Source organism: Sulfurimonas sp. SWIR-19 (genome assembly GCF_020410885.1).
Lineage (GTDB): Bacteria > Campylobacterota > Campylobacteria > Campylobacterales > Sulfurimonadaceae > Sulfurimonas > Sulfurimonas sediminis.
This window is the reverse complement of the sequence record NZ_CP084578.1, coordinates 1335240-1360098: the sequence shown is the minus strand read 5'-3', so window position 1 is coordinate 1360098 and position 24859 is coordinate 1335240. Positions and strand designations below refer to the sequence as shown.

The 24859-nt window shown below is 37.1% G+C and carries 22 protein-coding genes; 16 read left to right on the top strand and 6 right to left on the bottom strand.

Annotated features, from left to right (window positions below):
- Position 1 precedes the first annotated feature (1 nt).
- Positions 2 to 1141, top strand: a complete 1140-nt coding sequence (gene nspC / locus LCX93_RS07090) for a carboxynorspermidine decarboxylase (RefSeq protein ID WP_226065414.1) — start codon at positions 2 to 4, stop codon at positions 1139 to 1141.
- A 3-nt stretch (positions 1142 to 1144) separates the two neighbouring features.
- Here nspC and LCX93_RS07085 read toward each other — a convergent pair whose 3' ends face one another.
- Positions 1145 to 2101 (bottom strand): hypothetical protein, encoded by a 957-nt coding sequence (locus tag LCX93_RS07085; protein ID WP_226065412.1) that lies wholly within the window; start codon positions 2099 to 2101, stop codon positions 1145 to 1147.
- Positions 2102 to 2223: 122 nt separating this feature from the next.
- Between LCX93_RS07085 and LCX93_RS07080 the strand changes: the two genes are divergently transcribed.
- From LCX93_RS07080 to LCX93_RS07070, 3 genes are all read left to right on the top strand, one after another.
- Positions 2224 to 2778: a class I SAM-dependent methyltransferase gene (locus tag LCX93_RS07080; RefSeq protein ID WP_226065410.1), complete on the top strand. Its 555-nt coding sequence runs from the start codon at positions 2224 to 2226 to the stop codon at positions 2776 to 2778.
- Positions 2779 to 2859: 81 nt separating this feature from the next.
- The gene (locus LCX93_RS07075; protein ID WP_226065408.1) at positions 2860 to 5130 is read left to right on the top strand and encodes a bifunctional diguanylate cyclase/phosphodiesterase; all 2271 of its coding nucleotides are present in this window, start codon (positions 2860 to 2862) and stop codon (positions 5128 to 5130) included.
- A 164-nt stretch (positions 5131 to 5294) separates the two neighbouring features.
- Entirely contained in the window at positions 5295 to 5897 is a 603-nt protein-coding gene (locus LCX93_RS07070) for a 3-methyladenine DNA glycosylase (protein WP_226065406.1), read from the top strand.
- Here the strand turns inward: LCX93_RS07070 and recO are convergent.
- On the bottom strand, positions 5892 to 6509 hold the full coding sequence (gene recO / locus LCX93_RS07065; RefSeq protein ID WP_226065404.1) for a recombination protein RecO: 618 nt from the start codon (positions 6507 to 6509) through the stop codon (positions 5892 to 5894). The two genes, LCX93_RS07070 and recO, sit on opposite strands and share 6 nt — an antisense overlap.
- Positions 6510 to 6687: 178 nt before the next feature.
- Between recO and gltB the strand changes: the two genes are divergently transcribed.
- The 9 genes from gltB (at position 6688) to LCX93_RS07020 (ending at position 18017) form a co-directional block, all read left to right on the top strand.
- On the top strand, positions 6688 to 11127 hold the full coding sequence (gene gltB / locus LCX93_RS07060; protein ID WP_226065402.1) for a glutamate synthase large subunit: 4440 nt from the start codon (positions 6688 to 6690) through the stop codon (positions 11125 to 11127).
- A 1-nt stretch (position 11128) separates the two neighbouring features.
- Positions 11129 to 12514, top strand: a complete 1386-nt coding sequence (locus tag LCX93_RS07055; protein ID WP_226065400.1) for a glutamate synthase subunit beta — start codon at positions 11129 to 11131, stop codon at positions 12512 to 12514.
- Positions 12515 to 12643: 129 nt separating this feature from the next.
- Complete coding sequence (gene accD, locus LCX93_RS07050; protein WP_226065398.1) at positions 12644 to 13489, top strand: acetyl-CoA carboxylase, carboxyltransferase subunit beta; 846 nt, start codon at positions 12644 to 12646, stop codon at positions 13487 to 13489.
- A gap of 1 nt (position 13490) precedes the next feature.
- On the top strand, positions 13491 to 14054 hold the full coding sequence (locus LCX93_RS07045; RefSeq protein ID WP_226065395.1) for a thiamine phosphate synthase: 564 nt from the start codon (positions 13491 to 13493) through the stop codon (positions 14052 to 14054).
- Positions 14051 to 14509, top strand: coding sequence for a 23S rRNA (pseudouridine(1915)-N(3))-methyltransferase RlmH (locus LCX93_RS07040; protein ID WP_226065393.1), 459 nt, complete (start codon positions 14051 to 14053; stop codon positions 14507 to 14509). The genes LCX93_RS07045 and LCX93_RS07040 overlap by 4 nt, the downstream gene beginning before the upstream one ends.
- Positions 14510 to 14522: 13 nt before the next feature.
- Positions 14523 to 14873, top strand: coding sequence for an RNA polymerase-binding protein DksA (gene dksA / locus LCX93_RS07035; protein ID WP_226065391.1), 351 nt, complete (start codon positions 14523 to 14525; stop codon positions 14871 to 14873).
- Positions 14874 to 14884: 11 nt separating this feature from the next.
- Positions 14885 to 15904 carry a hypothetical protein gene (locus LCX93_RS07030; protein WP_226065389.1) on the top strand — a complete coding sequence of 340 codons (1020 nt, stop codon included), beginning with the start codon at positions 14885 to 14887 and terminating at the stop codon, positions 15902 to 15904.
- A gap of 2 nt (positions 15905 to 15906) precedes the next feature.
- Positions 15907 to 16863 carry a tRNA dihydrouridine synthase DusB gene (gene dusB / locus LCX93_RS07025; RefSeq protein WP_226065387.1) on the top strand — a complete coding sequence of 319 codons (957 nt, stop codon included), beginning with the start codon at positions 15907 to 15909 and terminating at the stop codon, positions 16861 to 16863.
- Positions 16863 to 18017: a hypothetical protein gene (locus tag LCX93_RS07020; RefSeq protein WP_226065384.1), complete on the top strand. Its 1155-nt coding sequence runs from the start codon at positions 16863 to 16865 to the stop codon at positions 18015 to 18017. Before dusB ends, LCX93_RS07020 begins: the two co-directional genes overlap by 1 nt.
- Before the next feature lie 4 nt (positions 18018 to 18021).
- Here the strand turns inward: LCX93_RS07020 and LCX93_RS07015 are convergent, their stop codons facing one another.
- From LCX93_RS07015 to LCX93_RS07005, 3 genes are read right to left on the bottom strand one after another with little or no spacing between them, the layout of a single operon-like run.
- Positions 18022 to 18924, bottom strand: coding sequence for a hypothetical protein (locus LCX93_RS07015; RefSeq protein WP_226065382.1), 903 nt, complete (start codon positions 18922 to 18924; stop codon positions 18022 to 18024).
- Positions 18921 to 19235 (bottom strand): flagellar motor switch protein FliN, encoded by a 315-nt coding sequence (gene fliN, locus LCX93_RS07010; RefSeq protein ID WP_151900200.1) that lies wholly within the window; start codon positions 19233 to 19235, stop codon positions 18921 to 18923. The genes LCX93_RS07015 and fliN overlap by 4 nt, the downstream gene beginning before the upstream one ends.
- The gene (locus tag LCX93_RS07005) at positions 19228 to 19653 is read right to left on the bottom strand and encodes a chemotaxis protein CheX (RefSeq protein ID WP_226065380.1); all 426 of its coding nucleotides are present in this window, start codon (positions 19651 to 19653) and stop codon (positions 19228 to 19230) included. Before LCX93_RS07005 ends, fliN begins: the two co-directional genes overlap by 8 nt.
- Before the next feature lie 105 nt (positions 19654 to 19758).
- Between LCX93_RS07005 and LCX93_RS07000 the strand changes: the two genes are divergently transcribed.
- The 3 genes from LCX93_RS07000 (at position 19759) to LCX93_RS06990 (ending at position 24347) form a co-directional block, all read left to right on the top strand.
- Positions 19759 to 20490, top strand: a complete 732-nt coding sequence (locus tag LCX93_RS07000; RefSeq protein WP_226065378.1) for a sulfite exporter TauE/SafE family protein — start codon at positions 19759 to 19761, stop codon at positions 20488 to 20490.
- 8 nt (positions 20491 to 20498) lie between these two features.
- On the top strand, positions 20499 to 23330 hold the full coding sequence (uvrA, locus tag LCX93_RS06995; RefSeq protein WP_226065376.1) for an excinuclease ABC subunit UvrA: 2832 nt from the start codon (positions 20499 to 20501) through the stop codon (positions 23328 to 23330).
- A gap of 96 nt (positions 23331 to 23426) precedes the next feature.
- Positions 23427 to 24347, top strand: a complete 921-nt coding sequence (locus tag LCX93_RS06990) for a manganese-dependent inorganic pyrophosphatase (protein WP_226065374.1) — start codon at positions 23427 to 23429, stop codon at positions 24345 to 24347.
- On the opposite strand, the gene LCX93_RS06985 is transcribed toward LCX93_RS06990, so the two are convergent.
- Positions 24338 to 24853 (bottom strand): hypothetical protein, encoded by a 516-nt coding sequence (locus LCX93_RS06985; protein ID WP_226065372.1) that lies wholly within the window; start codon positions 24851 to 24853, stop codon positions 24338 to 24340. The two genes, LCX93_RS06990 and LCX93_RS06985, sit on opposite strands and share 10 nt — an antisense overlap.
- Positions 24854 to 24859: the final 6 nt, after the last annotated feature.

The following is a 24859-nucleotide window of genomic DNA, read 5'->3' as shown; positions in this document are numbered from 1 at the left end:
AATGAATCCAATAAAAACACCGTGTTATGTATGTGAGGAAGCTCTTTTAGAAAGAAATTTAAAAACTCTGGAATATGTCCAGCAGCAAAGCGGTGCCAAAATTATTCTTGCATTGAAGGGCTTTGCAATGTGGAGTACTTTTGAGCTGGTGGCTAAATATTTAAAAGGCTGTACAGCCAGTGGTTTGTATGAGGCAAAACTTGCGCGTGAAGAGTTTTGCAAATACAATCCGGATGCAGAAGTGCATACATATTCTCCGGCATATAAAGATGATGAGATTGAAGAAATAGCCAAAATATCTGATCATATAGTCTTTAATTCTCCAAAGCAATTAGAAAGATATATTTGGAAAATCAAAGAAATAAACAAAAATATTCATGTTTCTCTGAGAGTAAACCCTGAAGTCTCCTCTTCCCCGGTCGATATATACAACCCCTGTGGTTTGTACAGCAGACTGGGAACAACTCTGCAAAATTTTGATGAAAAACTGCTAAAAAAGATAGACGGACTGAATTTTCATGCACTGTGTGAGCAAAATGTAGATGCGCTTGAACAGGTTTTAGCGGCTTTTGAAGATAAATTCGGCAGATATCTGAAAAATTTGCAATATGTTAATTTCGGCGGAGGACATCATATTACAAAAAAAGGCTATGATATTGAAAAACTTATTTGGATAATCAAAGAATTTCGTAAAAAATATGATGTTGATGTCTATTTGGAACCGGGGGAGGCTGTTGGCTGGGAAACAGGTTATCTGCAGTCCACTGTTTTGGATGTTTTTCAAAACGGCATGAATATAGCCATTTTGGATACATCAGCAGAAGCACATATGCCTGATACACTGGCAATGCCCTATCGTGCCGAAGTAAGAGGTGCAGGTCTTGCAGATGAAAAAAAATATACCTACCGTTTGGGAGGCAACACCTGTCTTGCCGGTGATATTATGGGTGACTACTCTTTTGATTCCCCTTTACATGTAGGCGATACTGTGATATTTGAGGATCAAATTCATTATACTTTTGTAAAGAACACTACATTTAACGGAGTGAAACTGCCTTCTTTGGTGATTAAACGCAAAAATGGAATGATGGATTTTATCAAAGAATTTGGCTATGAAGATTACAAAAGAAGACTTTCGTAAATCTCAGTCAAAATCACCAAAATAAAGATTGACTAAAAATGCAATCGCATAATTTGCTTTGTAGTCATTTTCTTTGTGAAAATTCACAGAGGGGCTGACTTGATAAAAAAACCATTTTTTCCATATGTTTTTTCTAAAAGTCAAGACTGTGGCATAGTTATTGATGCCACTGTATTTTCGAGTAGAAGTCTCTGTTGTATATTCTGTGTTTCCAGACAATATTTCAGAGATGCTCAGAATATTTTTTTTGTAAAAATTCCAGTAATATTGTGTTGAAACAGCATAGTCCATTCCTTTGATTTTTGTTTGTGTCTCTCTTTGCAGTGTAACCCTCAGAAGTGATTTGTCAGCAAGTGTTTTGTCAAAATAGATGAACGTGTTCTCTTTAAAAGCATCCTTGCTTGAATATTCAAAAAGCTGCATCGGTTCGATTTTCCAACTTTTCGCAGTAAAAATCTTATAATAGCGTGCTCTGATAAAGGGATAAAACCCCCTGACTCCGATTGAATATCTGCTTTGTATATTGTACCTGTCTGCTCTGAAATAGTTGAGTCCAAGTTCCGTGGGAGCATTCTTGTCTATTATTTTTTTGTTTTCATTTATACCTGAGACAAAAAGATTAAGTTTTTGGTTTGTTCTTTGCAAAGCAATGTTGGCATTTATGTTAAGTGTGGTTTTTTCTCTGTATTTTGACTGAAATTGAGTATTGAGGTTTACGCTGACAAATGATTTTTCTGTTTCATTAAAATATTTTTCATTTTTAAAAAAATCATCATAGGTATTTTGTGCTTTTTTTCCTGTGAACAATTTGCTGATTGTCTGATCAAGGGTATCTGAATAGCCTGTGACTTTGTCAGAAATTATTTTATGCGCAGTATCAAGATACGATGTGTTTGTATCTATGGATTCGGCACGGAGCAGACAAAGTAAGAAAACAAATAAAAATAAAAAAAATTTCATACTAAAGCTTCCTGAAAATAATGCATGTTTGTTTTGCCGGTTAAAGGTGTATACAAAAAAATTTCAATATAATAACATATTAAGGGTACCTTTGAAAATTCTTAAGACAAGAAAGGTTGAAAATGATAGAAGATAAAGAACGGTGGAATATTCGCCATGTAGAGAAACCGATGCGAAAAAATGTAGAACCTGTCGTTGAAAAATATATTGGTTTGGCAAGTGGAGACAAAGCGCTTGATATTGCCTGCGGAATTGGCAGAAATACACACTTTTTAGCAGAAAAAGGCTTTTTTGTTGATGCTGTGGACTTTAGTGACTATGCACTTTCCCAAGTAAAGGATGATGAAAAAATCAACAAAATAGAAGCTGATCTGGACAGTTATAATTTAGAGAAAAATGTGTACGATCTCATTATCAATATTAACTATTTGAGCAGAAGGTTGTTGCCGCAGATAAAAGAAGCTCTCAAGTCAAACGGTCTGTTGATTTTTGAAACTTTTATTGTGGCACACGGCGATTTTAATCAGCCGGCAAATCCTGAATACCTTTTACGTACAAACGAATTGCTGCATTCCTTTATCGGGCTTGATATTATTTACTATGAAGAAAGAGATGAAGTGAATCTGCGAGGAGAAGATACCCGTGTAGCTTCTCTTGTGGCAAGAAAAAGATGTTAAAGTAAAAATTGAACTTATAAAAAAGCTTGTCAAAAATTATAAAAACAGACTTTCATAAAAAATTGTGCTACAATTAATACTATGAATATAGTAAAAAACAAATGGACTATTTTTTATGTCATTATGATAAGTTCTGCAGTAGTATTTGCTGCTTTTACCTATACAAAGTATACAGAGTTACAAAGTATTGTACGTCAAAAAAATAAGCAGGACACTGCAAATGTTGCAAAAATTTTTCATGATTTTTTGGTGCAATCTGAGACGATGCTGCAAGTTGTGGGAACAACGGTTGTTAATCCTCATATCTCAAACAATCCTAAAGAAAAAACAAAAATTTTTGATACATTGCAAGAGGTGAACCCTGCGGTCATAGGTTTTGGCTATCTTGATCCGCAAGGAAATCTGCTTATATCAAATAAAGAACTTCATGGAAAGAAAATAAATGCTTTAGAAATCAAAGAAGCAAAAAGTTCTTTTGAGGAGACACTCAAAAGTCAACATTTAGTGATTGGCAGAAGTTTCTTTTTTAAACCGCTGGGACAATGGATTTTACCACTGCGAAAAGCGATTCGTGACAAAAACGGCAAAGTTGTCGGTGTCATGGCTATTGCTATAATTAATACACAGAAAAAAAATCTTTTTTCCGGTTTTGAAACAGAACCTGATGAAGATATTTTGTTAATTAAAAAATTTTCTGACGGTTATTATCGCCTCTTTTATTCAAATAAAAAGAGCAATCTTGATGCACAAATACTTTATGGAAAATCCTGTCCTCAAAATACATGTACATCCGTTATAAATCAGATACTGGGATTGCATCATATCACATTGGAAGAGTTAAAAAGCAGTGCTAAAGTTTTTTCTTTTTTTTCACAAGATATGCAAGGAAGACCTATAAACGGAGCTCTTTATTATGATAAAAAATACAAAGTCTGGATAAGTGTATATCATTACAACAGTACTATAACGCAGGAAATATATAAAGATATTGTGTTATTGGTATTGCTTTATATTGTTATGATGCTTCTGTTTTACTTTTTATTTAAGGCAATGGAAAAGTATGAAAAAGAAAAGGAGAATGACCTGCTTTTTAAAATGACGCATGATTTACTGACTAATTTGCCAAACAGAGCATTCATTTATGAAAATGTTTATCATTCAAATAAGTTTGTTATGCAAAAAGGTGCACAGGTTATTTTTATTGATCTTGATAATTTTAAAAATATTAATGATACTTTTGGACATATTTTTGGAGATAAAATACTTGTTATTATTGCGAAGAGGCTGCAAGCTTTTTTTACAGAAAAAGATTTGGTGGCACGACAGGGAGGAGACGAATTTATCATTATTAATAATTCTCAAAATAAAAATCTGCAAGAGTTAATAGAAGTTATTACTATGCCTTATATTATAGAAGACATAGAAGTAAGATTGGGTGCAAGTATTGGTGTTTCTGTATACCCTGATGATGCTTCTGATTTTGATACCTTGCTCTCTTTGGCAGATATAGCTATGTACGAGGCAAAAAAAGTAAAAAATTCTTATGCTTTTTTTACAAAAGAGATGCAAGAAAAAAACAGTGCAAATATTACGATTGAGCAAGAACTTAGAAGTGCTTTGCAAAAAAATGAAATTTATATGGTATATCAACCACAAATAAATGCAGATGGAACGCTCCATGGGGTGGAAGCACTTGTGCGATGGAAAAATGAAAAACTTGGTTTTGTCTCCCCTGCGGATTTTATTCCTGTTGCAGAAGCAACAGGACTGATTTTAGAACTTGGCAACTATATCACAAATCGCTCGCTGTTAGAGATAAAAAAAATATATGCAGAAGTTGGGAGAACATTTCAACTCTCTGTTAATGTTTCTATTGTTCAACTTATGGAGAATCATTTTCTCAAGAATCTTCTGGAGATGATTCATAAAGTGCAGTTTGACACATCACTGCTTACTTTGGAAGTAACAGAGCGTTTACCTATAGAAGACCTGGATTATGTCTTGCCGATACTTAAATCGATACGGGCAGAAGGTATGTTACTCTCTTTAGATGACTTTGGTACAGGGTATTCATCCTTAAGTGTTCTAACAAAACTTCCAATCAATGAGCTCAAGATTGATAAGGCCTTTGTTGATGAACTATTGTATTCAAACAAAGATAAGAATCTTGTCAAAACAATTATTAATATTGGCAAAAACTTTTCAATGGATATTTTGGCTGAAGGCACCGAGAGTAAAGAACAGGTTGATAAACTTAAAGAGTATGGATGTGATATATTTCAAGGGTACTATTATTCAAAACCATTAAAAAAAGAAGATTTGATTGCTTTTATAAGAAGTTTGCAGTGTTAGAAGATAAAGAGAGATGGAACAAAATTTTTTATCCTAAAAATCCGGAATATCTTTTGCATGAGAATGAACTTTTATGTGCATTGATATTATCTACTATGAATAAACTTGTGTAGTTTTGTTGGTAGCGAAAAAAAGAGCTTAGTGCAAAAGTTTAAAAGGTTTACATGTATACAAATTCTCTGCAGATATATGAATTTTTAGAAGCAAAAAATCTGTTGCAGCATTCGCCGAAACTCTGGTGGCCGGATGCGGGAACTTTTAAAGTGGTTATTGGTGCCGTTTTAACGCAAAATACGACATGGAAAAATGTAGAAAAGTCTTTGAAAAATCTGGAATCATTTTTGGATCTGGAGAGCTTTGCCGCTTTACATGTAGAGACACTAAAAGAAAAAATCCGTTCGAGCGGATTTTATAATCAAAAGGCACCGAGACTTTTAGCATTGGCAAATAATATCAAAGCAGAGTTTGGCACTTTTGAACAGTTTCAAAAAGAAGTAACAAGAGAGTGGCTTTTGTCGCAATTGGGTATAGGCCAAGAGAGTGCGGATGCCATTCTCTGTTATGCCTGTTACAGGGATGAAATGGTCGTGGACAGCTATACAAAAAGATTGTTAAAAAGCTTTGGCATAGAGTTTAAAAACTATATGCAGTATAAAGAGTTTTTGGAATCAGGCATAAAAGAGGCCTTTACATGTAATGATTTAAACCTTATATATGCCAGATTTCACGGAATGATTGTGGAGTATAACAAGATTACAAAATTATAAACCTTCAAGTAAAACATTCCACAGACGATCTACCTCTTTGTTGCCTAAAAAAAGAGAAGATTTGTTTTCAAAAAGTTCTTTTAGTCCTTTTTTGTTGATGGGAAGAGTATGAGAACACTGTTCGTGCGTCGGAAGATATGCACGCAAGAGCGAGACATCCTCATCAATTTTTTTAGAACATAAAAAACAGTGCATATCTGTATGCAACCGTCCCTCATGTTCCAAAAGTTTGACATAGGCTTCTACCGCTATGCGTTTAGGATTTTGTCTGTCCCAGTTTTGTGAAGCTTGATGAATCAAGTTAAAATAAAAAGAGCCAATATCTTCAGAATCTTTGAGGTGTCTGTAAAAGAGTCCCAGAAAGTCCTGCCATAACCGCAGTAGAGCATAATCATTTATCCATGGGTATCCGATATGAATAACATCTTTGAGTCTTGATATGGTAGATTTTGCCGAGTTTTCGATTTCATAATCAATTTTAAAACCTATATTTATAACACCATGGCGTGCGCCGTAGAACCTGTAAAGGGTATCTAAGCTGTTTTGAGATAAAATATTTACTATTAAATCCTCATCTTTGACGCGATTTAAATTAATGATAAAACCTTGCACCTAATTGCTTCCTATATACACACTTTTTGCTTTTTTTTAAAATATTTTACACTTATTATGCTTATTTAAACCAAAAGAAAGTATAATTTACATGCTTTGTCTAAATAGACTAAGTTTCTTTAAAAAGAGATTAAATTTATATGTTTTGCATATAAAATTTACAAATTTGGGAGTTGAAATGGTTGAACATCATGATTTATTAAGATCATTTAAGGATAATTGTGGTTTTGGTCTTGTCGCCAACATCAAAAACAAACCTTCACACAAAGTGCTCAATGATGCAGTGACTGCACTTGAACGCATGATGCACCGTGGTGCTGTTGCTGCAGATGGAAAAACAGGGGACGGAAGCGGTTTACTGCTTTCCATGCCGACCGATTTTCTTAAAAATGAAGCAAAAGAAAAAGGGATTGAACTGCCAGGTCAATTTGCAGTAGCTGTAGTTTTCACCAAAGAGAAAAAGCATTTACAAACGCTGGAATCTATTTGTAACAACAATGATTTAAAAGTGGTTTTGCACCGTGATGTTCCGATTGACACCAATGCTCTAGGCGATCAGGCACTGGCTTCACTGCCTCACATCGTACAGCTTTTCATTGTTCCGAATTCAATCATGGCAACAAACAGATTTGATGCACTTTTGTATCTTTCACGCAAAGAAGCAGAACATGAAATGATCTCTGAGAGAGATTTTTACATAGCCTCTATGAGTTCGAAAGTTCTTTCATATAAAGGGCTGGTCATGCCTACGCATATCAAAGAATTTTACAAAGATCTGCAGAATGAAAATTTTAAAATCTCTTTTTCACTTTTTCATCAAAGATTTTCAACAAACACACTCCCTGAATGGCGTCTTGCACAGCCGTTTCGTGCTGTAGCGCACAATGGAGAAATCAACTCTGTTGAAGCCAACCGTATCAATGTAGCGATAAAATCAGAATCAATAAAAAGCGAAGTATTTAGCGACGAAGAGATTAAAAGACTGCTTCCTATCTTGCAGCCCGGTGCTTCTGACAGTGCTTCAGCCGATAACTTTTTTGAATTTTTAATCGTAAACGGTATGGACTTTTTCAAAGCTGTCCGTGCAGTGATTCCTCCGGCATGGCAAAATGCTCCGCATATGGACCCTCAGCTTCGTGCATTTTATGAGTATCACTCAACTGTATTTGAGGCATGGGACGGTCCTGCCGCATTTTCAGTAACAGACGGACGATACATAGGCTGTGTACTCGACAGAAACGGTTTGCGTCCATCAAAATACATTGTCACAAAAGATGATAACCTTCTGATAGCTTCTGAATACGGTGTTGTAGATATTCCGGAAGAAGAGATAAAAGAGCGTGGACGTCTGCAGTCAGGTGAGATGATAGGACTTGATCTGAAATTTGGAAAACTTCTCAAAAGCAATGAAATAGATGATTATCTCAAAGGCTCTAATCCGTATATGAAATGGCTGAATGAACATATGATTTACCTGCAGGAGCATGTTGAAGAGCAGTATGTTGTCTCCAGAGAACTTGATGAAGCCGACTTGATTGCCAAACAAAGATACTTTAATGTAACACAGGAAGTTATTGAGCAGGTTATCGAGCCGATGGTAAAAGAGGCAAAAGAAGCCGTGGGTTCTATGGGTGATGATACACCGCTTGCAGCTTTTTCTGAAAAGCAGCGTAATTTTACTGATTTTTTCAAGCAGAAATTTGCGCAGGTTACAAATCCGCCGATTGATCCTATTCGTGAAAAAGTTGTAATGAGTCTAAATACCGGTTTTGGTGAAGTGCATAATATGCTGGATGAAATTCCGTCACATGCACACAGACTGAAGTCAATTTCTCCGATAATAACGACTGAAAAGTTAGAAGTGCTCAAGTCTTTTGGCGATGATTCTTCTCCAAGATATCAGGATTTTTATAAAAATGCCACATTTTCAACTACCTATACAACAGATTTGAAAGCATCTCTTGAAGCATTGGTTCAAAAAGTCATAGCATCAGTCAAAAATGACGGAACACGCATTGTCATTTTGGATGACAGCGGATTTGACAAGCAAAACAGAGTCATTCCAATGGCAATGGCCATAGGTCGTTTGAATTTTGCTTTGCTGAATGAAAAGATTCGTCATTTGGTTTCTATTATCGCTACAACGGGAGAAGTGATTGATTCGCACAGTGCTGCTGTACTCCTTGGATATGGCGCTTCGGCAATCCATCCTTATGTATTGTTTGCTACAGTGGCAAATCAGCTTGAAAAATCAAAAGCATTAAATATGACATTTTCTGAAGCCTATAAATCTGTGCACACTGCACTCAACAGCGGGCTCTTGAAAATTATGTCCAAAATGGGAATTGCAACAATTGCCTCTTACAGAAACTCCGGTCTTTTTGATGTAATGGGACTGGACAAAACCATAGTAAAAGAGTGTTTTGCAACGTCACACTGTACACTCAGCGGACTCACTTATAAAGATATAGATGAAAGACTGCAAAAAGCCCATAAAAATGCTTTTAAAACAAACGGTTTTAATAAAATATTTCCTTTAAATATCGGTGGATACTATAAGTTTTATACAAATCAGGAACATCATGATTTCGGTCCTGCTGTCATTCATGCAATTCATGCTGTTTCCAAGCATCCTACGCAGGAAAATTTTGATACGTTGAAAAACCTTGTGAACAAGCGCGGATTGAAATTTATTCGTGATTTCTTTGACTTGAAATCAGACAGAAAACCGATTGATATATCAGAAGTCGAACCAAAAGAAGCGATATTTAAACGTTTTGCATCCGCTGCAATGAGTCTTGGTTCTATCTCTCCTGAAGCTCATGAAACAATTGCGATTGCAATGAACAGAATCGGAGCACAGTCAAATTCCGGAGAAGGCGGAGAGGACAAATCAAGATACAATACAGAAAGAGTTTCCAAAATCAAACAGGTTGCATCCGGTCGTTTTGGTGTGACTCCGGCGTATCTGAGAAGTGCCCAAGAGATTCAGATTAAGGTTGCCCAGGGTGCAAAACCGGGTGAAGGCGGACAACTCCCCGGACATAAGGTGACTGCCCTTATCGGAAAACTTCGTCATACTGTTCCCGGCGTGACACTTATATCACCGCCGCCACACCATGATATTTATTCTATTGAAGATCTTGCACAGTTGATTTTTGATTTAAAGCAGGTCAATCCTGCGGCAAGAGTCGCTGTCAAGTTAGTATCTACTGTCGGAGTAGGGACCATTGCTGCAGGTGTGGCAAAAGCCTATGCTGATAAAATTATTATTTCAGGTGGAGACGGCGGTACCGGTGCCGCTCCGCTGACCTCTATCAAATTTGCGGGTAATCCATGGGAACTCGGATTGTCTGAAGCACATAATGCGCTCAAAGCAAACAATCTGCGCGGACTTGTAGAACTGCAGACAGACGGGGGCTTAAAAACTGGACTTGATGTTGTCAAAGCTGCTTTACTGGGTGCCGAGTCTTTTGCCTTTGGTACAGGTGTTCTTACTATCGTAGGCTGTAAAATGCTTCGTATCTGTCATGTCAATAAATGTTCTGTAGGTATCGCAACACAAAACGAAAAACTTCGTGAAGAGTTCTTTAAAGGACATGTTGATCAGGTAATCAACTATTTTACATATTTGGCCGAAGATATCAGAGCCATTATGGCAGAACTTGGATACAGAACGATGGAAGAGATGATAGGCCGTGTGGACTTGCTGAGTGTCAAAGACGATGCCTTTGCCAAGAAATTTGATTTCTCGGCAATCCTGCACAGGGAAGAGGGTGTCAATACGCATCAGCAGCCGTTTAATCCGCCTTTTGATGACAACAAGTTTGAAAAAGATGTTCTCAAAGAGGCGATGAATGCGATTAAACATCCGGAATACCCGATACGCATCAAAAGAGAAATCCAAAACATCCATAGAAGTTTCGGAGCTTTGATATCCGGAGAAATTGCGAAATACTACGGGGATGAAGGATTGAAGCCAGATACAATTAAAATGAATCTCAGCGGTGTAGCGGGACAGGCACTTGGTGCGTTTTTAATTCCGGGTGTTTCAATTTATCTTGAGGGCGTTGCAAATGATTATATAGGAAAAGGTATGCACGGAGGGAAAATTATCATTACCTCTAAAAATGAGGGTGAAGAGTTCTCAGCAGGTGGTAATACCTGTCTTTATGGTGCTACCGGCGGTAAACTTTATGTTTCCGGCAGTGTCGGAGAGCGTTTCGCAGTACGTAATTCCGGAGCCTTTGCAATTGTTGAGGGGACCGGAGACAACGCCTGTGAATATATGACAGGTGGTGTGGTTGTGATTCTCGGACGTACCGGTATCAACTTTGGTGCAGGAATGACAGGCGGAGTGAGCTTTGTATATGATGAAGATCATGATTTTATTGAAAATGTAAACAGTGAACTTGTAGAGGCTGTCAGAATTGACACAGATGAGGGAGATGAGGCACGACATTATCTCAAACGTCTGCTCAAAGATTATGTAGTAGAAACAAAAAGCAAAAAAGCTGAAGATTTACTGGAAAACTTTAGAGTGGAAGTACGAAACTTCTGGCTGGTAAAACCTAAAAATTTAACAAAATTACCTCTTAATCTAGAGAACGGAGACTAAAATGCGCGAATACCTAAAAACTGAGAGAATTGACCCGGCAAAAAGACTGGTTGTTGACAGAACAAAAGATTTTGGTGAAATTTACGAAGTCTTTGATAAAGACGAGGCAGCAACACAGAGTGACAGATGTATTCAGTGCGGTGATCCGTTTTGTTTAAACAAATGTCCTTTGCACAATTATATTCCTCAATGGCTCAAGTCTATTGCCGAAAAAGATCTGGAATTTGCTTTTAAACTCTCCAATGAACCTTCTCCTTTCCCGGAAGTTATGGGAAGAGTATGTCCGCATGACAGACTCTGTGAAGGGGATTGTACCTTAAATGACGGGCACGGGGCGATTACTATCGGTTCTGTTGAAACGCATATCACTGAAGCAGGATTTAAAGCAGGATATACACCGGATTTTCCTGGAATAACAACAGATAAAAAAGTTGCTGTTATAGGAAGTGGTCCTGCAGGACTTTCTGCGGCTACCTATCTTTTGCGCTCAGGCATTGCTGTGACTATGTATGAAAAAAGTGACCGTGCAGGCGGTCTTTTGACATATGGTATTCCAAATTTCAAACTTGATAAAAAAGTAGTTGAGAGACGTGTGAAACTTTTGGAAGAGGCCGGATTGACACTTGTACTCAACAGTGAAGTGGGACGTGATATAGAGTTTGAAACTATTGCGAATGAACATGATGCAATGTTTATTGGCGTTGGTGCAACAAAAGCAAAAAGTGCGGGTATCGCCGGTGAAAATGCACCAAATGTTTACAAGGCAATGGATTATCTTACAAACATACAAAGAAAGAATTTTAAACAGCCGTATGATAAAAAATTTGATTTTAAAGATTTAAATGTTGTGGTCATCGGTGGAGGTGATACGGCGATGGATTGTTTGAGAACCGCAAAACGCGAAGGTGCAAAATCTGTCACATGTTTGTATCGAAGAGATGAAAAAAATATGCCGGGCAGTAAAAAAGAGTATAAAAATGCAATGGAAGAGGGTGTGGATTTTACATTTCTTGCAGCACCCAAAGAGATTATATTAAATGAAGAAGGACGTGCAGTGGCAGTCGAAGTTGTAAAAACAACTCTGGGTGCCAAAGATGCTTCAGGGCGCCAACGCATGGAAGAAGTAAAAGGTTCACACTTTAGAGTGAATGCAGATGTGGTTATAATGTCACTTGGATTTGATCCTGTTGTGCCGTCGTTTTTAGCTGAAAACGGCATAGAGACAAATTCATGGGGTGGGATTATCGTGAATGAAGAGACATACGAAACAACAACACCCGGTATATATGCCGGAGGCGATTGTTTTCGTGGTGCTGATTTGGTTGTTACAGCGGCATATGACGGTCGTGAGGCAGCAAGAAGTATTATAGACTCTTTATTGCAATAAGTTCAAGCAGATTTACTTGTTTTTGATGAGTATATCTGCCTTTCTTCTACAAAAATATTTTCAAAAATTCTTTAAAATCAACATTAATTTGTTATAATAAAGCCACATTATATAATTTAAGGATTTTTTTTGAATTTACTAAACCTTTTTACAAAAACATTTGACAATAAACAACCGGAAAAAGCCGAAGCGGGATCACATTGGATTAAATGCAAATCATGCCACTCTTTGATGTACTACAAAGAAGTTGAAAACCAAAATTATGTATGTCCAAAATGCGGGTACCACATCCGTATAGGTGTAAAAGAGAGACTCAACATGCTTGCAGACGAGGGAACATTTGTAGAGTATGACGCTTCGTTGGAACCTGTAGATCCGTTGAATTTTGTTGACAAAAAACCTTATAAAAAACGTCTTGAAGAAGCCTATGCAAAGACAGGAAGAAAATCATCAGTCGTAAGCGGTGAATGTAAAATGAACGGGGTTGATGTACAGCTTGTCATTTTTGATTTTGCTTTTATGGGTGGTTCTTTGGGATCAGTTGAGGGTGAAAAAATTGTTCGGGCAGCTCATAGAGCCATAGAAAAAAAACAGGGTTTGATTATACTGAGTGCCTCAGGTGGAGCAAGAATGCAGGAGTCGACTTTTTCATTGTTGCAAATGAGTAAAACTTCGGCAGCGCTGGCAAAACTTTCCAATCACAAACTGCCTTTTATCTCTGTGCTTACGGACCCGACGATGGGCGGAGTGAGTGCCTCTTTTGCCAATCTCGGTGACATTATTATAGCGGAACCGGGAGCGTTAATCGGTTTTGCAGGACAAAGAGTTATTGAACAGACTATTGGCTCAGAGTTGCCTGAGGGATTTCAACGAGCCGAATTTTTACTCGAACACGGTTCTATTGATATGATTGTCAATCGAAACAAGTTGAAAAAAACCCTCTCTGATATGCTGACTTTACTGAAAAAAGACTGATATGAGACTCTATGCGTTATGTGACCAGGACATGCTTGACAAAAAAGGAATTTCTTTGGAATCCTTTATAGGTATTGCAAAAAAGAAGAATGCTGAAATTATACAATATCGAAATAAAAATGCAGACATTGCCTTTGTTAAAGCACAATTGATAAAAATCAGAAAACTCTATGACGGTTTTTTGATAGTAAATGATGCTTATGAGCTTGTTGAATTCTGCGATGGTGTGCATGTAGGGCAGGAAGATCTTAAAGCTATAGATACAGATGTATTCAAGGCAGTCAAAATTTTACGAAGTGTTATAAATGAAGACAAAATTTTAGGCATTTCAACGCATAATGAAGAAGAAGTTCTGCAGGCAAATGCAATGGATTTAAATTATATAGGACTTGGCGCATACAGAAATACTGATACAAAAAAAGATGTATCAAGTCTTCTTGGCGATACCCTGGATACCATTGCCTCAAAATCCAGACACCATGTAGCTGCTATAGGCGGTGTGAAACTCAATGATTCATTTGAACATGTAACATACAATGTAATCGGGAGCGGTTTATTCCAATGAATATAGAAATCGTCTCTATAGCAAAAAGAGAAAAAACACTTTACGATCCGTTGTATAAAGAGTTGACAAAAATGATATCAAGGTTCGCAACTGTAAAAGATACGGAGATTTTTTCAAAAGATGTAACAAAAGCACACACAATTTCCCCAGAGGTCGCTCAAAAAGCATATACCAAAGCTTTAGAAGCTTATATTGGGAAAGATTTCTGTATAACTTTGCATCCAGATGGAAAACCAGTGGACAGTTTTGAATTTAGTAAGCTACTAAATGATAAAATGTCCGTAAAATTTTTTATAGGCGGAGCATATGGTTTTGAAAAAGATTTTTTAGACCAAAGCAATGCTGTTATCAGTTTAGGCAAAATAACAATGAGTCATAAAATTGCCAAGGTGGTTTTATTGGAACAGATCTATAGAGGTTTTGCTATACTGAGCAATCATCCATATCATAAATAAAAGGGAAATATAAGTGCAAGCAAGTGAGTTAACATATTTTAAAGAATTACTACTGAGTCGAAAAGAACAGATAGAAAAAAACATTCAGGGTGTCCGAACAGAATTAAGTGAGCTGAGCTCGTTAGATTTAAATGATGAAGGTGATCATGCTTCGGCAAATAACAATTCTATGGTAGAAGGTGCTATAATAGAGCAGCAAAAGCAGGAATTGGAAGAGATTGAAAAAATACTCTCTAAAATTAAAAACGGTGGTTATGGTATTTGTGAAATGTGTGAAGATGAGATAGGGTTTCAAAGACTGAAAGTAAAACCACATGCTGCATACTGCATTGACTGTAGAGAAATAGTAGAGAAATCTAAATAAAGGATTGAAGAATGTATATTAAAAGGTACACAATAGCTGCATTGGTTTGGATGGGACTTGTCGGTTGGTATGTTTATGCATATGTAACACAGGAAAACATGAGTATAGATCTGTTTGGCATTCCTATGCCGTCACTGTCTATCGCTTTATGGGTAATCATACCGATATTTATCCTCTACCTTGCAAGCGTGGCACATATGACATTCTATTCAATTATCGGCAATTTTCGATTACGTAAATATGAAAAAGATTATGAAAAGCTTATTAATGCTGTTATTGATGCCTACCTGGGAAAAAAAGAGAGAAATTATACATTTAAAACCGACAGATATACTCTATTGGGAACACTTTTGCAAAATAGTGAGATGCACCCGGTCGGAGAGATTATTGGTAAAATTAATAACGAAAAAATTGAAAAAGTACTGCGTATTATTCAAGATGTCAAAAACGGTGAAGTTGTGGATCTTAAACCGTACAATTTACCGTCTGACAATGAACTTGTGATACAAAACGAAAGAAACAGATACAAAAAAGGTCAGATAAGTGCAGAAAATATTCTGACAAACTGTACCAAATATGATGACAGTATATGTAAAGAAGTCTATGTGGATTATGTCAAAACTGCACCATTAAGCGGCATTGAAAAATATAAATCCTTTTTAACAAAAGAGGCTTTACATGTAATCCTCTCAAGAATTAATGCTGATGAAAATATTTTGAAAATCAGCAATGAAGTGCTTATAGACTTATTTAAAAAACTTGATCTCAGCAAGAAAGACTATATTGAAATTTCTTCAATTCTCTCTAAAGGCGGTATGATTCCTGAACAGAGAATAAAACTTTTTGAAACATTGTCTGAAGAAGATGAAGATGCTGTAGATGCGTATCTTTATACACTTTATGACCTTGAAATGATAGCACCGGCCAATGCTATTCTTGACAACTCCCAGCCTGATGAGTATCAGAACTTTAAAGCCTATCGTGCGCTTAAAGAGTGTGGACAAAATTTCAGTATAGATATGTTTCTCTAATAATGAAAAAAACAAAACTCTCCTTTGACAAGCCATTATATGTATTAGCCCCATTGGCGGGCTTTACTGATCTTCCTTTTAGAAGTGTGGTGAAAAAATTTGGAGCAGATTTGACTGTCAGTGAAATGTTGAGCTCAAATGCTCTGGCTCACGGTTCACAAAAAACACTTCATATGCTGGAAAAATCTTCTTTGGAAGATCCGTATTCTGTACAAATTGCGGGTGCTGATGTTGATATTGTGCGTCGTGCTGTTGAAATATTAAACGAACAGGACGGAATTGACATTATTGACCTGAACTGTGGCTGTCCTGTACCAAAAGTTGTGGGTCACGGAAGTGGCAGTTCTCTTCTTTTGGACCTTCCTCTAATGGGAGATATTATAAAAACTATTAAAAATACTTCCAATAAAAATATGACCAGTGTTAAAATAAGATTGGGCTTTGAAAAGAAAAACCATGTGGATATTGCAAAAGTTGTGCAGGACAGCGGTGCAGATTTTATTGCAGTGCACGGAAGAACACGAACCGGCAAGTTTAAAGCAGCTGTTGATTATGATGCGATAAGAGAGATTAAAGAGGCTGTAAATATTCCGGTGATTGCAAACGGTGATATAGACTCTTATGAAAAAGCCAAATGGGTGCTTGAACATACCGGTGCTGACGGGGTTATGATAGGTCGCGGTGCAGTAGGTGCTCCGTGGATATTTCACCAACTTAAAACCGGGACCGAACATATTGAACAAAGCCTCAAGCATGAAATTATTATGGAACATTTTGACAAAATGATAGAGTTCTACGGACAGCACGGTGTTGCAATGTTTAGAAAACATACCCATACCTACGCTAAAGGGTATCGAGGCGCATCAGTTTTGAGAAATGAAGTAAATTCAATTGATGATATAGCAACGTACCGCTCAGTCATAGATGACTTCTTTAAAAACAGTGAGATGACACTCTGATGTTAGAAATTTCTCCAGCAATTAAAAATTTAGAAAAAGAAGATATAGCAGATAATCTACTTCATTATGTCTATAATACAAAACATTTACTCTCTTTGATTAAAAAAGGCATTGATCTGGATGACCCCTCCTATTTGAGTTCTTACCGTTCCTTTGAGGGGGAAGTGTATGAAAATTTTATTTATGAGAAGCTTTTGCGTTACGCAGAAGAGAATGACTATATAACGAAATTTGTACTCAAGGGTTTTCATCAGGGAAAAAGCAAAGCCTATGCAAATACTCTTTCCATAAGCGAGAAAGAACAAATAGTCTACCGAACAAAAAGCCGTGAAATCAGTGAATTTGATGCGATGTTTTTGACAAAAAACAATGAACTTTATTTTGTTGAAATGACATTGGTAAAGTCTGTATTGAAACTGCGTCGCAGGCTGAGAAAGAAAAAAGCACTTTTGGAAATTATCTTTCCGAACTACACAATCAAATCATTAATTATCTTAAATGAAGGTGCCACAGGTGCCAAGCAGTTCCCGTCATACTGTAAGGTATGGTTTACAAAAGAGTTCTCGGCTGCAGAAGTTTTAGAATATATTACAAAACTCGACAAACAAAAACTTTTGCCAAAAGACAAAATAAATTCCAAGAAGATGATAGAAGCACATATGCTGAAACTTCATCCGTTCAGGTATTATAATACGATGAGCTGGATTACCAAAACAATACGGGCAAATAAAAAATATGTCATAGATATGAATTTTTTGATGACTGAAAAAGTGCAAAGATATCATGATTTATACAATAAATTTTATGTCGGTTTTTTGACTGTAAAAGATATGAAAAATATACTGCCTTTAAAAGAGGGTGAATATTCGCAAGAACAACGGGTGGTTGTTGCCTTGGAAAAGAAACATTCTGATGAGATTGTAGTGACATATTACATACAGACAACCCGTAAGAACCTTTATCTGTACAGTTTTAATGACGGGAAAGTTGTGAAAGAGAAAAAAGATCCTTACGGAATTACTGTAACAGAAGTATTTCATATCAACAAATTGATGAATGAGAGCTATTTGTTAAGTATATCCCAGGTCAATACAATTAAAAAACTCCTTAAAGAACGTTTCAAAAGAGAGAGTCAAAAACCAAACGAAAAGTAGTTTTTTACTGCATTTCATAGGCTATGTTTGCGGCTCTTTCTTTGTATGCCTGAAGAGGTTCCTGCTTTTGTGATGTTTGCGATTTACCTAAAAAATTTTCTAAATCTTCATGCCTGCTTTGTAAAATCTCATCAAACTCCTGTTGGGACGTCGGCTTGTTATCTGTAAATTTGTCCAGAAGTATATTGCCGTTGCCCATAAGAACCAGGTAGCTTTGATTGCCAAAGTCAAGCATGACAACACTGTTCTTCTCATTTATGGCTTTTTGAAACCGTATACTGACATTTTGTTCTGTCATGTCAGTGTTGTCATTTTGTAAAGGGGATTTTTTTGTATCTTTAAAAAGCCAGTTGTTATTTGATGTTTGCGTATTTGAAGGGAGAGGTTTCATTTTTTTCTTGATATATAAAAGTATAAGAATTCCAAGGACTAAAATAGCAACTACAATATAATAACTTGAAGACATTGTATCATCTTTTTTTGTCGGCAGTGCACTGAGTGAATTTACAGAAGAGGATGGTGCTTTTTTAAAAGTTGATGATTTTACAGCTGTTTTGTTTGTAAAGCGCAATCTCAATCCATAGCCGTCAGATGTTTTTGAGGCAATAAGTTTTGTTGATGGAGAGATCGAAGCAACAATCAGGGTTTCATTGTTAAGCGGTGTAATAGTCAATGAGTGCAAATATTGGGAAGAAACTTTTTTTATTTTTGGTGATTCTATCGTGGCATCTTCAAGTTTTATGATGATTTTGGATTTACTGATACTCTGCTTTATCTGCCCTGTGTAAGGTGTGTCAAAAGTAATCATGACATCGGCTCTGTCAGTTCTTTCATAAATATTATAGCTTAAAATTTTTGAAGCATACAGGGAAAAGGGCAGGACGAAAAGTAGTAAAATTTTAATCATAATCTCTCTTTTGACAGGTAGTAGAGTACAGCACTTGAATCCAGCACTTCATTGATGCGGATAGCGAGGTTTTTTTCATAAACCATCACTTCTCCTTTTCCTATAATACGTCCGTTGACATAAGACTCAACACTCTCTCCTGCCGGTTTTTTTAAATCGATAATAGATCCTTTTTCAAGCTTTAAAACTTCTGCAACACTCAGTTCGGTTTCTCCCAAATCAGCAATAAATTCAACTTCCATATCAAGTATACCGGAGTAGTCCATCCATGAAAGTTCTTCTTGCAGGTCAAATTTTTTTGTATCAGGCATCTAATTCCTTAATGGCAATAATGAGTTCGGCATTGTCTATATGAACGACTTTGCGCTCATCAAAGCTAAAGTCAAATTCTCCGACTTTTGCAAAATGAGGCGTTCCCATTGTATATGAAATTCCAAGTTCCTCAGCAATGACTTTGGCGCTTCCTATAATAAGATTCGCAGTTTCAAGTGTCATCTCTTTGAGCGTCTCTTCATCACTTTTTTCTTCTTCTAAAAACAGTTTTGAAACTTTCTGCATAAAATCATTGTCAGAAGCTATATACACTCTGTAGCGCTTCTGGTCTTGAGCCTGCACATCTATGTAAGCAATAAGTGTTCTCTTGTTCGTCGGGGCATCTTTTATTTCGCATGAAGCTCCGATTTGATGTACGCAAAAGTTTTCTGCTGCTTCTTTTAAGCTCTCTAGCATTATCGACCCTTATTATAATTGATTGATTATACTTGAATGAAACACAAAGTAAAATTAAACTATTATTTATATTGGGGTATAATTCCAAAAAAGTTATGGATAATAATGATTGAATTAATCTTGCTTGGTACTTTTGTCGGTTTGCTGTCCGGGCTTTTCGGAATAGGCGGTGGAACAATTCTTGTACCACTGTTGCTGCTGCTTGGATATGAAACAAAAATTGCCATAGGCATTTCGGTTATTCAGATGGTTTTCAGCTCTGTTTACGGCAGTTATCTGAATAACAAAAAAGGCACACTTGATGTCCTGATGGTTGTTATTATTGGACTTGGCGGTTTTACCGGTGCCCTTTTAAGCGGCAATATTACGGCAAGTTTCAGTGATGAGACATTGGAAATGGTCTTTTTGGCATTTGCCGCATTTGCACTTATCCGCCTTTTTATGAAAACACATGACTATAAGCACGAAAAAAAAGTAAACAAGGCAGTGCTATTTGTCACAGGTTTTGTCATAGGGGCAATAAGCATGTCCATAGGGGTAGGCGGGAGTCTGATTCTTGTTCCTATCCTTGTGGGATTTTTACATGTACCTTTGAAAAAGGCTACATCGGCAGGGCTCTTTTTTGTTGTGTTTTCATCTGTTTCGGGGTTGATATCACATACACTGCACGGTCATGTTGATTATACAAGTGGAATTATTATAGGGTTGGCATCATTGGCAGGTGTGTATGCAGGCATACATTTAAAGCATCATATCTTAAATGTATCTCTGCAAAAAAAACTCTTAACTGTTCTTTATCTGATTATAGTAATATATTTACTCTATAGAATTTTTTGAGGTATATAATGAAAAAAAAAGATGTAATTAAAATCACCGGCGCGCGAGAAAACAATTTAAAAAATATCAATTTGACAATTCCTAAAAATGAATTGATTGTGATGACCGGACTCAGTGGAAGCGGAAAGTCTACATTGGCTTTTGATACACTCTATGCAGAGGGACAGCGTCGTTATATGGAGTCACTCTCTTCGTATGCCAGACAGTTTTTAGACCGAGTCGGTAAACCTGATGTTGATAAAATAGAAGGACTCACACCTGCTATAGCCATAGATCAAAAAACAACCTCAAAAAATCCGCGTTCAACTGTCGGAACGATTACGGAAATATATGACTACTTTAGACTTTTATATGCCCGTGTGGGAATTCAATACTGTCACAAATGCGGCAAAAAGATTTCGCAAATGTCGGCTTCTGACATTATCGGTGAAGTTGCAAAGCTGCCTGAGGGGGCAAAACTTGTTCTCATGGCACCGCTTGTTCGGGAAAACAAAGGCGCTTATGCGGATTTAATCGAATCTTTGGTTCATAAAGGCTACGTACGTGCTCAAATTGACGGTGTAATGGTACGTCTTGATGAAGAGATAGAACTTTCAAAAACAAAAAAACATACTATAAAAGTAGTTGTCGACAGAGTTATCGTTAAAGAAGAAAATAAAGAGCGAATTGCCTCCGATGTAGAAAAAGCACTCAAAGAGAGCTATGGTGAGCTGGAAGTGGAGGTACTCAACTATGAAGAACTCGGCTGCCCACAGCATATCCATTATTCGGAGCACAATGCCTGTTTTGACTGTAAAATAAGTTTTGAACCGCTTGAACCTTTGAGTTTCTCTTTTAACTCGCCAAAAGGTGCCTGTAGCGAATGTGACGGACTTGGCATACGGTATACGCTTGATACAGAAAAGATTATAGACAGTGACCTGAGTATAGAAAAGGGAGCTGTAAAAATTGTTTACGGTTTTAACAAAGGCTACTATTTTACTTTTTTAAAGGGCTTTTGTGCGCATAATGACATTGACGTTACAGTACCGTATTCTGAATTGCCTTTGCACCAGCAAAAAGCGATTTTACACGGAAATATAGACGAAGTAGAATTTTTGTGGAAAAACCATAAAGTAAAAAGAATTTTCCCGGGTATCATCCGTATAGCCTATGATATGCTCAAAGACGAAAAAGAACTCTCAGACTATATGAGCGAAAAGGTTTGTGATGTCTGTGGCGGACACAGGCTCAAACGCGAATCTTTGGCGGTAAAAGTAGCAGATACGAAAATCGCACAACTGCTTGAAATGCCTATAGCAAAAACCTATGAATTTTTTGCCAATGAGGAAAATTTTTCCTATTTCGACACACAGTCAAGAATGATAGCAGAGCCTATTTTAAACGAAATCAAAGAACGACTTTTCTTTCTTTATGATGTAGGACTTGGCTACATTACTTTGGGGCGTGATGCCAGAACCATAAGCGGAGGAGAAGCACAACGCATACGCATCGCTTCACAAATCGGTTCTGGACTTACCGGTGTTATGTATGTACTAGATGAGCCCAGCATTGGTCTGCACGAACGCGATACTTTAAAGCTTATAAGAACACTCAGAAGTCTGCAGGAAAAAGGCAATACTGTAATAGTGGTTGAGCATGATAAAGAGACAATAGAAAATGCAGACTTTATCGTAGATATCGGAAGCGGTGCAGGAAAATTCGGCGGTGAAGTTGTTTTTAGCGGCACACTCGAGAAACTGAAAAAGGCCAAAACACTGACAGCGGATTATCTTTACGGGCGTAAAAAAATTGAGTATTTTTACAGGCGTCCGCAGGAAAAGTGGATAGAAATTAAAAATGTTACGATTAACAATATTGAAAAGCTGAGTGCGAAGATTCCTTTGAACAATTTTGTCTGTATTACAGGGGTAAGCGGGAGCGGAAAAAGTTCACTGATGCTGCAGACTCTTTTGCCGACAGCAAGAGAACTGCTCAATCATGCAAGAAAAGTGAACAAAGTTGCCGGTGTGGAAATCACAGGGTTAGAACATGTCGATAAAGTAATATACCTTGACCAGAGTCCGATAGGACGGACACCAAGAAGTAATCCGGCAACCTACACGGGTGTGATGGATGAAATTCGTAACCTCTTTGCACAGACAAAAGAGAGCCAGATTCGTGGTTATACTGCGTCAAGATTTTCGTTTAACGTCAAAGGCGGTCGATGTGAGAAGTGTCAGGGAGAGGGTGAAAACAAGATAGAGATGCACTTTTTGCCTGACATTATGGTCAAATGTGATGCCTGTGGCGGCAAACGGTATAACCAGCAGACTTTGGAAGTTTTTTACAAAGGCAAAACCATTGCGGATGTGCTTGCAATGAGTGTTGATGAAGCTTTTGAGTTTTTCAAACCTATTCCTAAAATACACCAAAAAATGAAAACACTTGTGGATGTGGGACTCGGATACATTACACTGGGGCAAAATGCCGTAACACTTTCAGGCGGTGAAGCGCAAAGAATCAAACTCTCCAAAGAGTTGAGCCGTAAAGATACTGGAAAAACACTTTATATTTTGGATGAACCGACAACAGGTCTGCATTTTGCAGATGTTGACAGACTGACAAATGTACTGCACAAGTTTGTCGAACTCGGAAACTCGATGCTTATCATAGAACATAATCTTGACATGATAAAAAATGCCGACTATATCATAGATATGGGTCCTGAAGGCGGAAGCGGCGGCGGACTCATCATAGCAGAAGGCTCTCCTGAAGTGTTGGCAAAGAACCATAAAAAAACAGGTTCTTATACCGGTGAATATCTTGAAAAAGAGTTGCAACTTCATCAAAAGACGTAGAAACCAGTCTCTTTATGTTGCACTTGAAATGACTGATAAACTGGTGAAGTTTTTATAAAAGTATAGTATAATTCGCAAAAAAAATAAAGGCTTAAAATGTCAGTATATGTTTTTGGACACAAAAATCCTGATAGTGATTCTATTGTTGGTGCTATCTCCTTATCTTATTTAAAAAATCAGCTAGAAAAAGAAGAGTATATTCCTGCCCGTCAGGGTGAGATTACTGCTGAAACACAGTTTATTTTAGATACATTTGGCGGTGAGTTGCCGGAGCTTAAAACTTCTGTCGCAGGTGAGAGAGTTTTCATAGTGGACTCTACGGACAAGGCACATTTTCAAGATGATATTGATGAAGCGACGATTATCGGTATAGCAGATCATCATAAACTCGGTGATTTGACAACAGATACGCCTCTTGAAGCGTGGATTCGCCCTATAGGGTGTTCAAACACGGTCATATATGAGATGTACAGATGTTACGGTGTGGAAGTACCAAAAGAGATTGCAGGACTGATGATGATGGCAATTTTGAGTGATACAGTTATATTTAAATCGCCTACATGTACCAAAGTCGATACAAAAGCGGTTAAAGAACTGGCAGCGATTGCCGGAGTAACAGACTATAAAAAACTGGCAATGGAGATGTTTATAGTAAAATCCGCTGTTGATGGTGCCAGTGCCCGTGATTTAAATACGCGTGACTATAAAGAGTTTAACATGAACGGCACAAAAGTCGGTATCGGTCAACTTGAAATGGTAGATATTTCTGTACTCGAGCCTCGTGAAGAAGAACTGCTTGAAGATATGAAAAAGATGAAAGAAGAGGGCGGTCTGCATACTGTTTTGATTCTTTTGACAGATATTATGAAAGAGGGATCAAAACTTTTGGTTGTGAGTGATGATGAGGCAAAAATAGAAGCTGCTTTTAATACCAAACTGCAAAACCATAGAGTATGGTTAGACGGAGTGTTAAGTCGTAAAAAGCAGGTTGTTCCTTTTGTTCAGCCTCAGTTTTGATTTGTTTTAGATTTATTTGAGTAGTGTGTTGCGCTGACAATATCTCCAATAATGGCTCGGTGATAAAGGTAGGGTTGTTTTATATTGCTTATAACATACCTGCCGCCGGATGTCGTAATCACTTCAAGTGTTCCAACATCAATGATCTTGCCAAATCTTTTACTGAAAGGCTTGATATAGATTGTTCTGATCTCTTCAAGGTTAATCGGAAAAATCTCTTTTTGCACCCGTCCTTTTAAAATAATAAGCCTTTTTTGTGTGAGCAGACAGTTGTAGGATTTTTTCTCTTTTATTTCATCAAGATGGACAAAAAAAGTGCGAATCATCAAAACAATGCCAATCACACCTATTTCATACTCATATCCTATAAATAACAGCAAAGACCCCAGCGCATAGAGTTTTATCATAGGCAAATAAAATGTTTTTGATATTTTTGCCCGTACCAAAACCGATTCATCTTTGTGCAGAACCTTTTTAAAATTTTCTATGATATTTTCCTTTGGCATTATTGT

Excerpts from the sequence above, each read along its gene's own strand:
- LCX93_RS07040 (WP_226065393.1), top strand. The coding sequence starts at position 14,051 with ATGAATATAGAAATCGTCTCTATAGCAAAAAGAGAAAAAACACTTTAC.
- uvrA (WP_226065376.1), top strand. The coding sequence starts at position 20,499 with ATGAAAAAAAAAGATGTAATTAAAATCACCGGCGCGCGAGAAAACAAT.
- LCX93_RS07005 (WP_226065380.1), bottom strand. The coding sequence starts at position 19,653 with ATGCTAGAGAGCTTAAAAGAAGCAGCAGAAAACTTTTGCGTACATCAA.
- LCX93_RS07000 (WP_226065378.1), top strand. The coding sequence starts at position 19,759 with ATGATTGAATTAATCTTGCTTGGTACTTTTGTCGGTTTGCTGTCCGGG.
- LCX93_RS07070 (WP_226065406.1), top strand. The coding sequence starts at position 5,295 with ATGTATACAAATTCTCTGCAGATATATGAATTTTTAGAAGCAAAAAAT.
- LCX93_RS07045 (WP_226065395.1), top strand. The coding sequence starts at position 13,491 with ATGAGACTCTATGCGTTATGTGACCAGGACATGCTTGACAAAAAAGGA.
- LCX93_RS06985 (WP_226065372.1), bottom strand. The coding sequence starts at position 24,853 with ATGCCAAAGGAAAATATCATAGAAAATTTTAAAAAGGTTCTGCACAAA.
- LCX93_RS07055 (WP_226065400.1), top strand. The coding sequence starts at position 11,129 with ATGCGCGAATACCTAAAAACTGAGAGAATTGACCCGGCAAAAAGACTG.
- LCX93_RS07020 (WP_226065384.1), top strand. The coding sequence starts at position 16,863 with ATGTTAGAAATTTCTCCAGCAATTAAAAATTTAGAAAAAGAAGATATA.
- dusB (WP_226065387.1), top strand. The coding sequence starts at position 15,907 with ATGAAAAAAACAAAACTCTCCTTTGACAAGCCATTATATGTATTAGCC.
- nspC (WP_226065414.1), top strand. The coding sequence starts at position 2 with ATGAATCCAATAAAAACACCGTGTTATGTATGTGAGGAAGCTCTTTTA.
- LCX93_RS07080 (WP_226065410.1), top strand. The coding sequence starts at position 2,224 with ATGATAGAAGATAAAGAACGGTGGAATATTCGCCATGTAGAGAAACCG.
- LCX93_RS06990 (WP_226065374.1), top strand. The coding sequence starts at position 23,427 with ATGTCAGTATATGTTTTTGGACACAAAAATCCTGATAGTGATTCTATT.
- fliN (WP_151900200.1), bottom strand. The coding sequence starts at position 19,235 with ATGCCTGATACAAAAAAATTTGACCTGCAAGAAGAACTTTCATGGATG.
- LCX93_RS07075 (WP_226065408.1), top strand. The coding sequence starts at position 2,860 with ATGAATATAGTAAAAAACAAATGGACTATTTTTTATGTCATTATGATA.
- LCX93_RS07015 (WP_226065382.1), bottom strand. The coding sequence starts at position 18,924 with ATGATTAAAATTTTACTACTTTTCGTCCTGCCCTTTTCCCTGTATGCT.
- gltB (WP_226065402.1), top strand. The coding sequence starts at position 6,688 with ATGGTTGAACATCATGATTTATTAAGATCATTTAAGGATAATTGTGGT.
- LCX93_RS07085 (WP_226065412.1), bottom strand. The coding sequence starts at position 2,101 with ATGAAATTTTTTTTATTTTTATTTGTTTTCTTACTTTGTCTGCTCCGT.
- LCX93_RS07030 (WP_226065389.1), top strand. The coding sequence starts at position 14,885 with ATGTATATTAAAAGGTACACAATAGCTGCATTGGTTTGGATGGGACTT.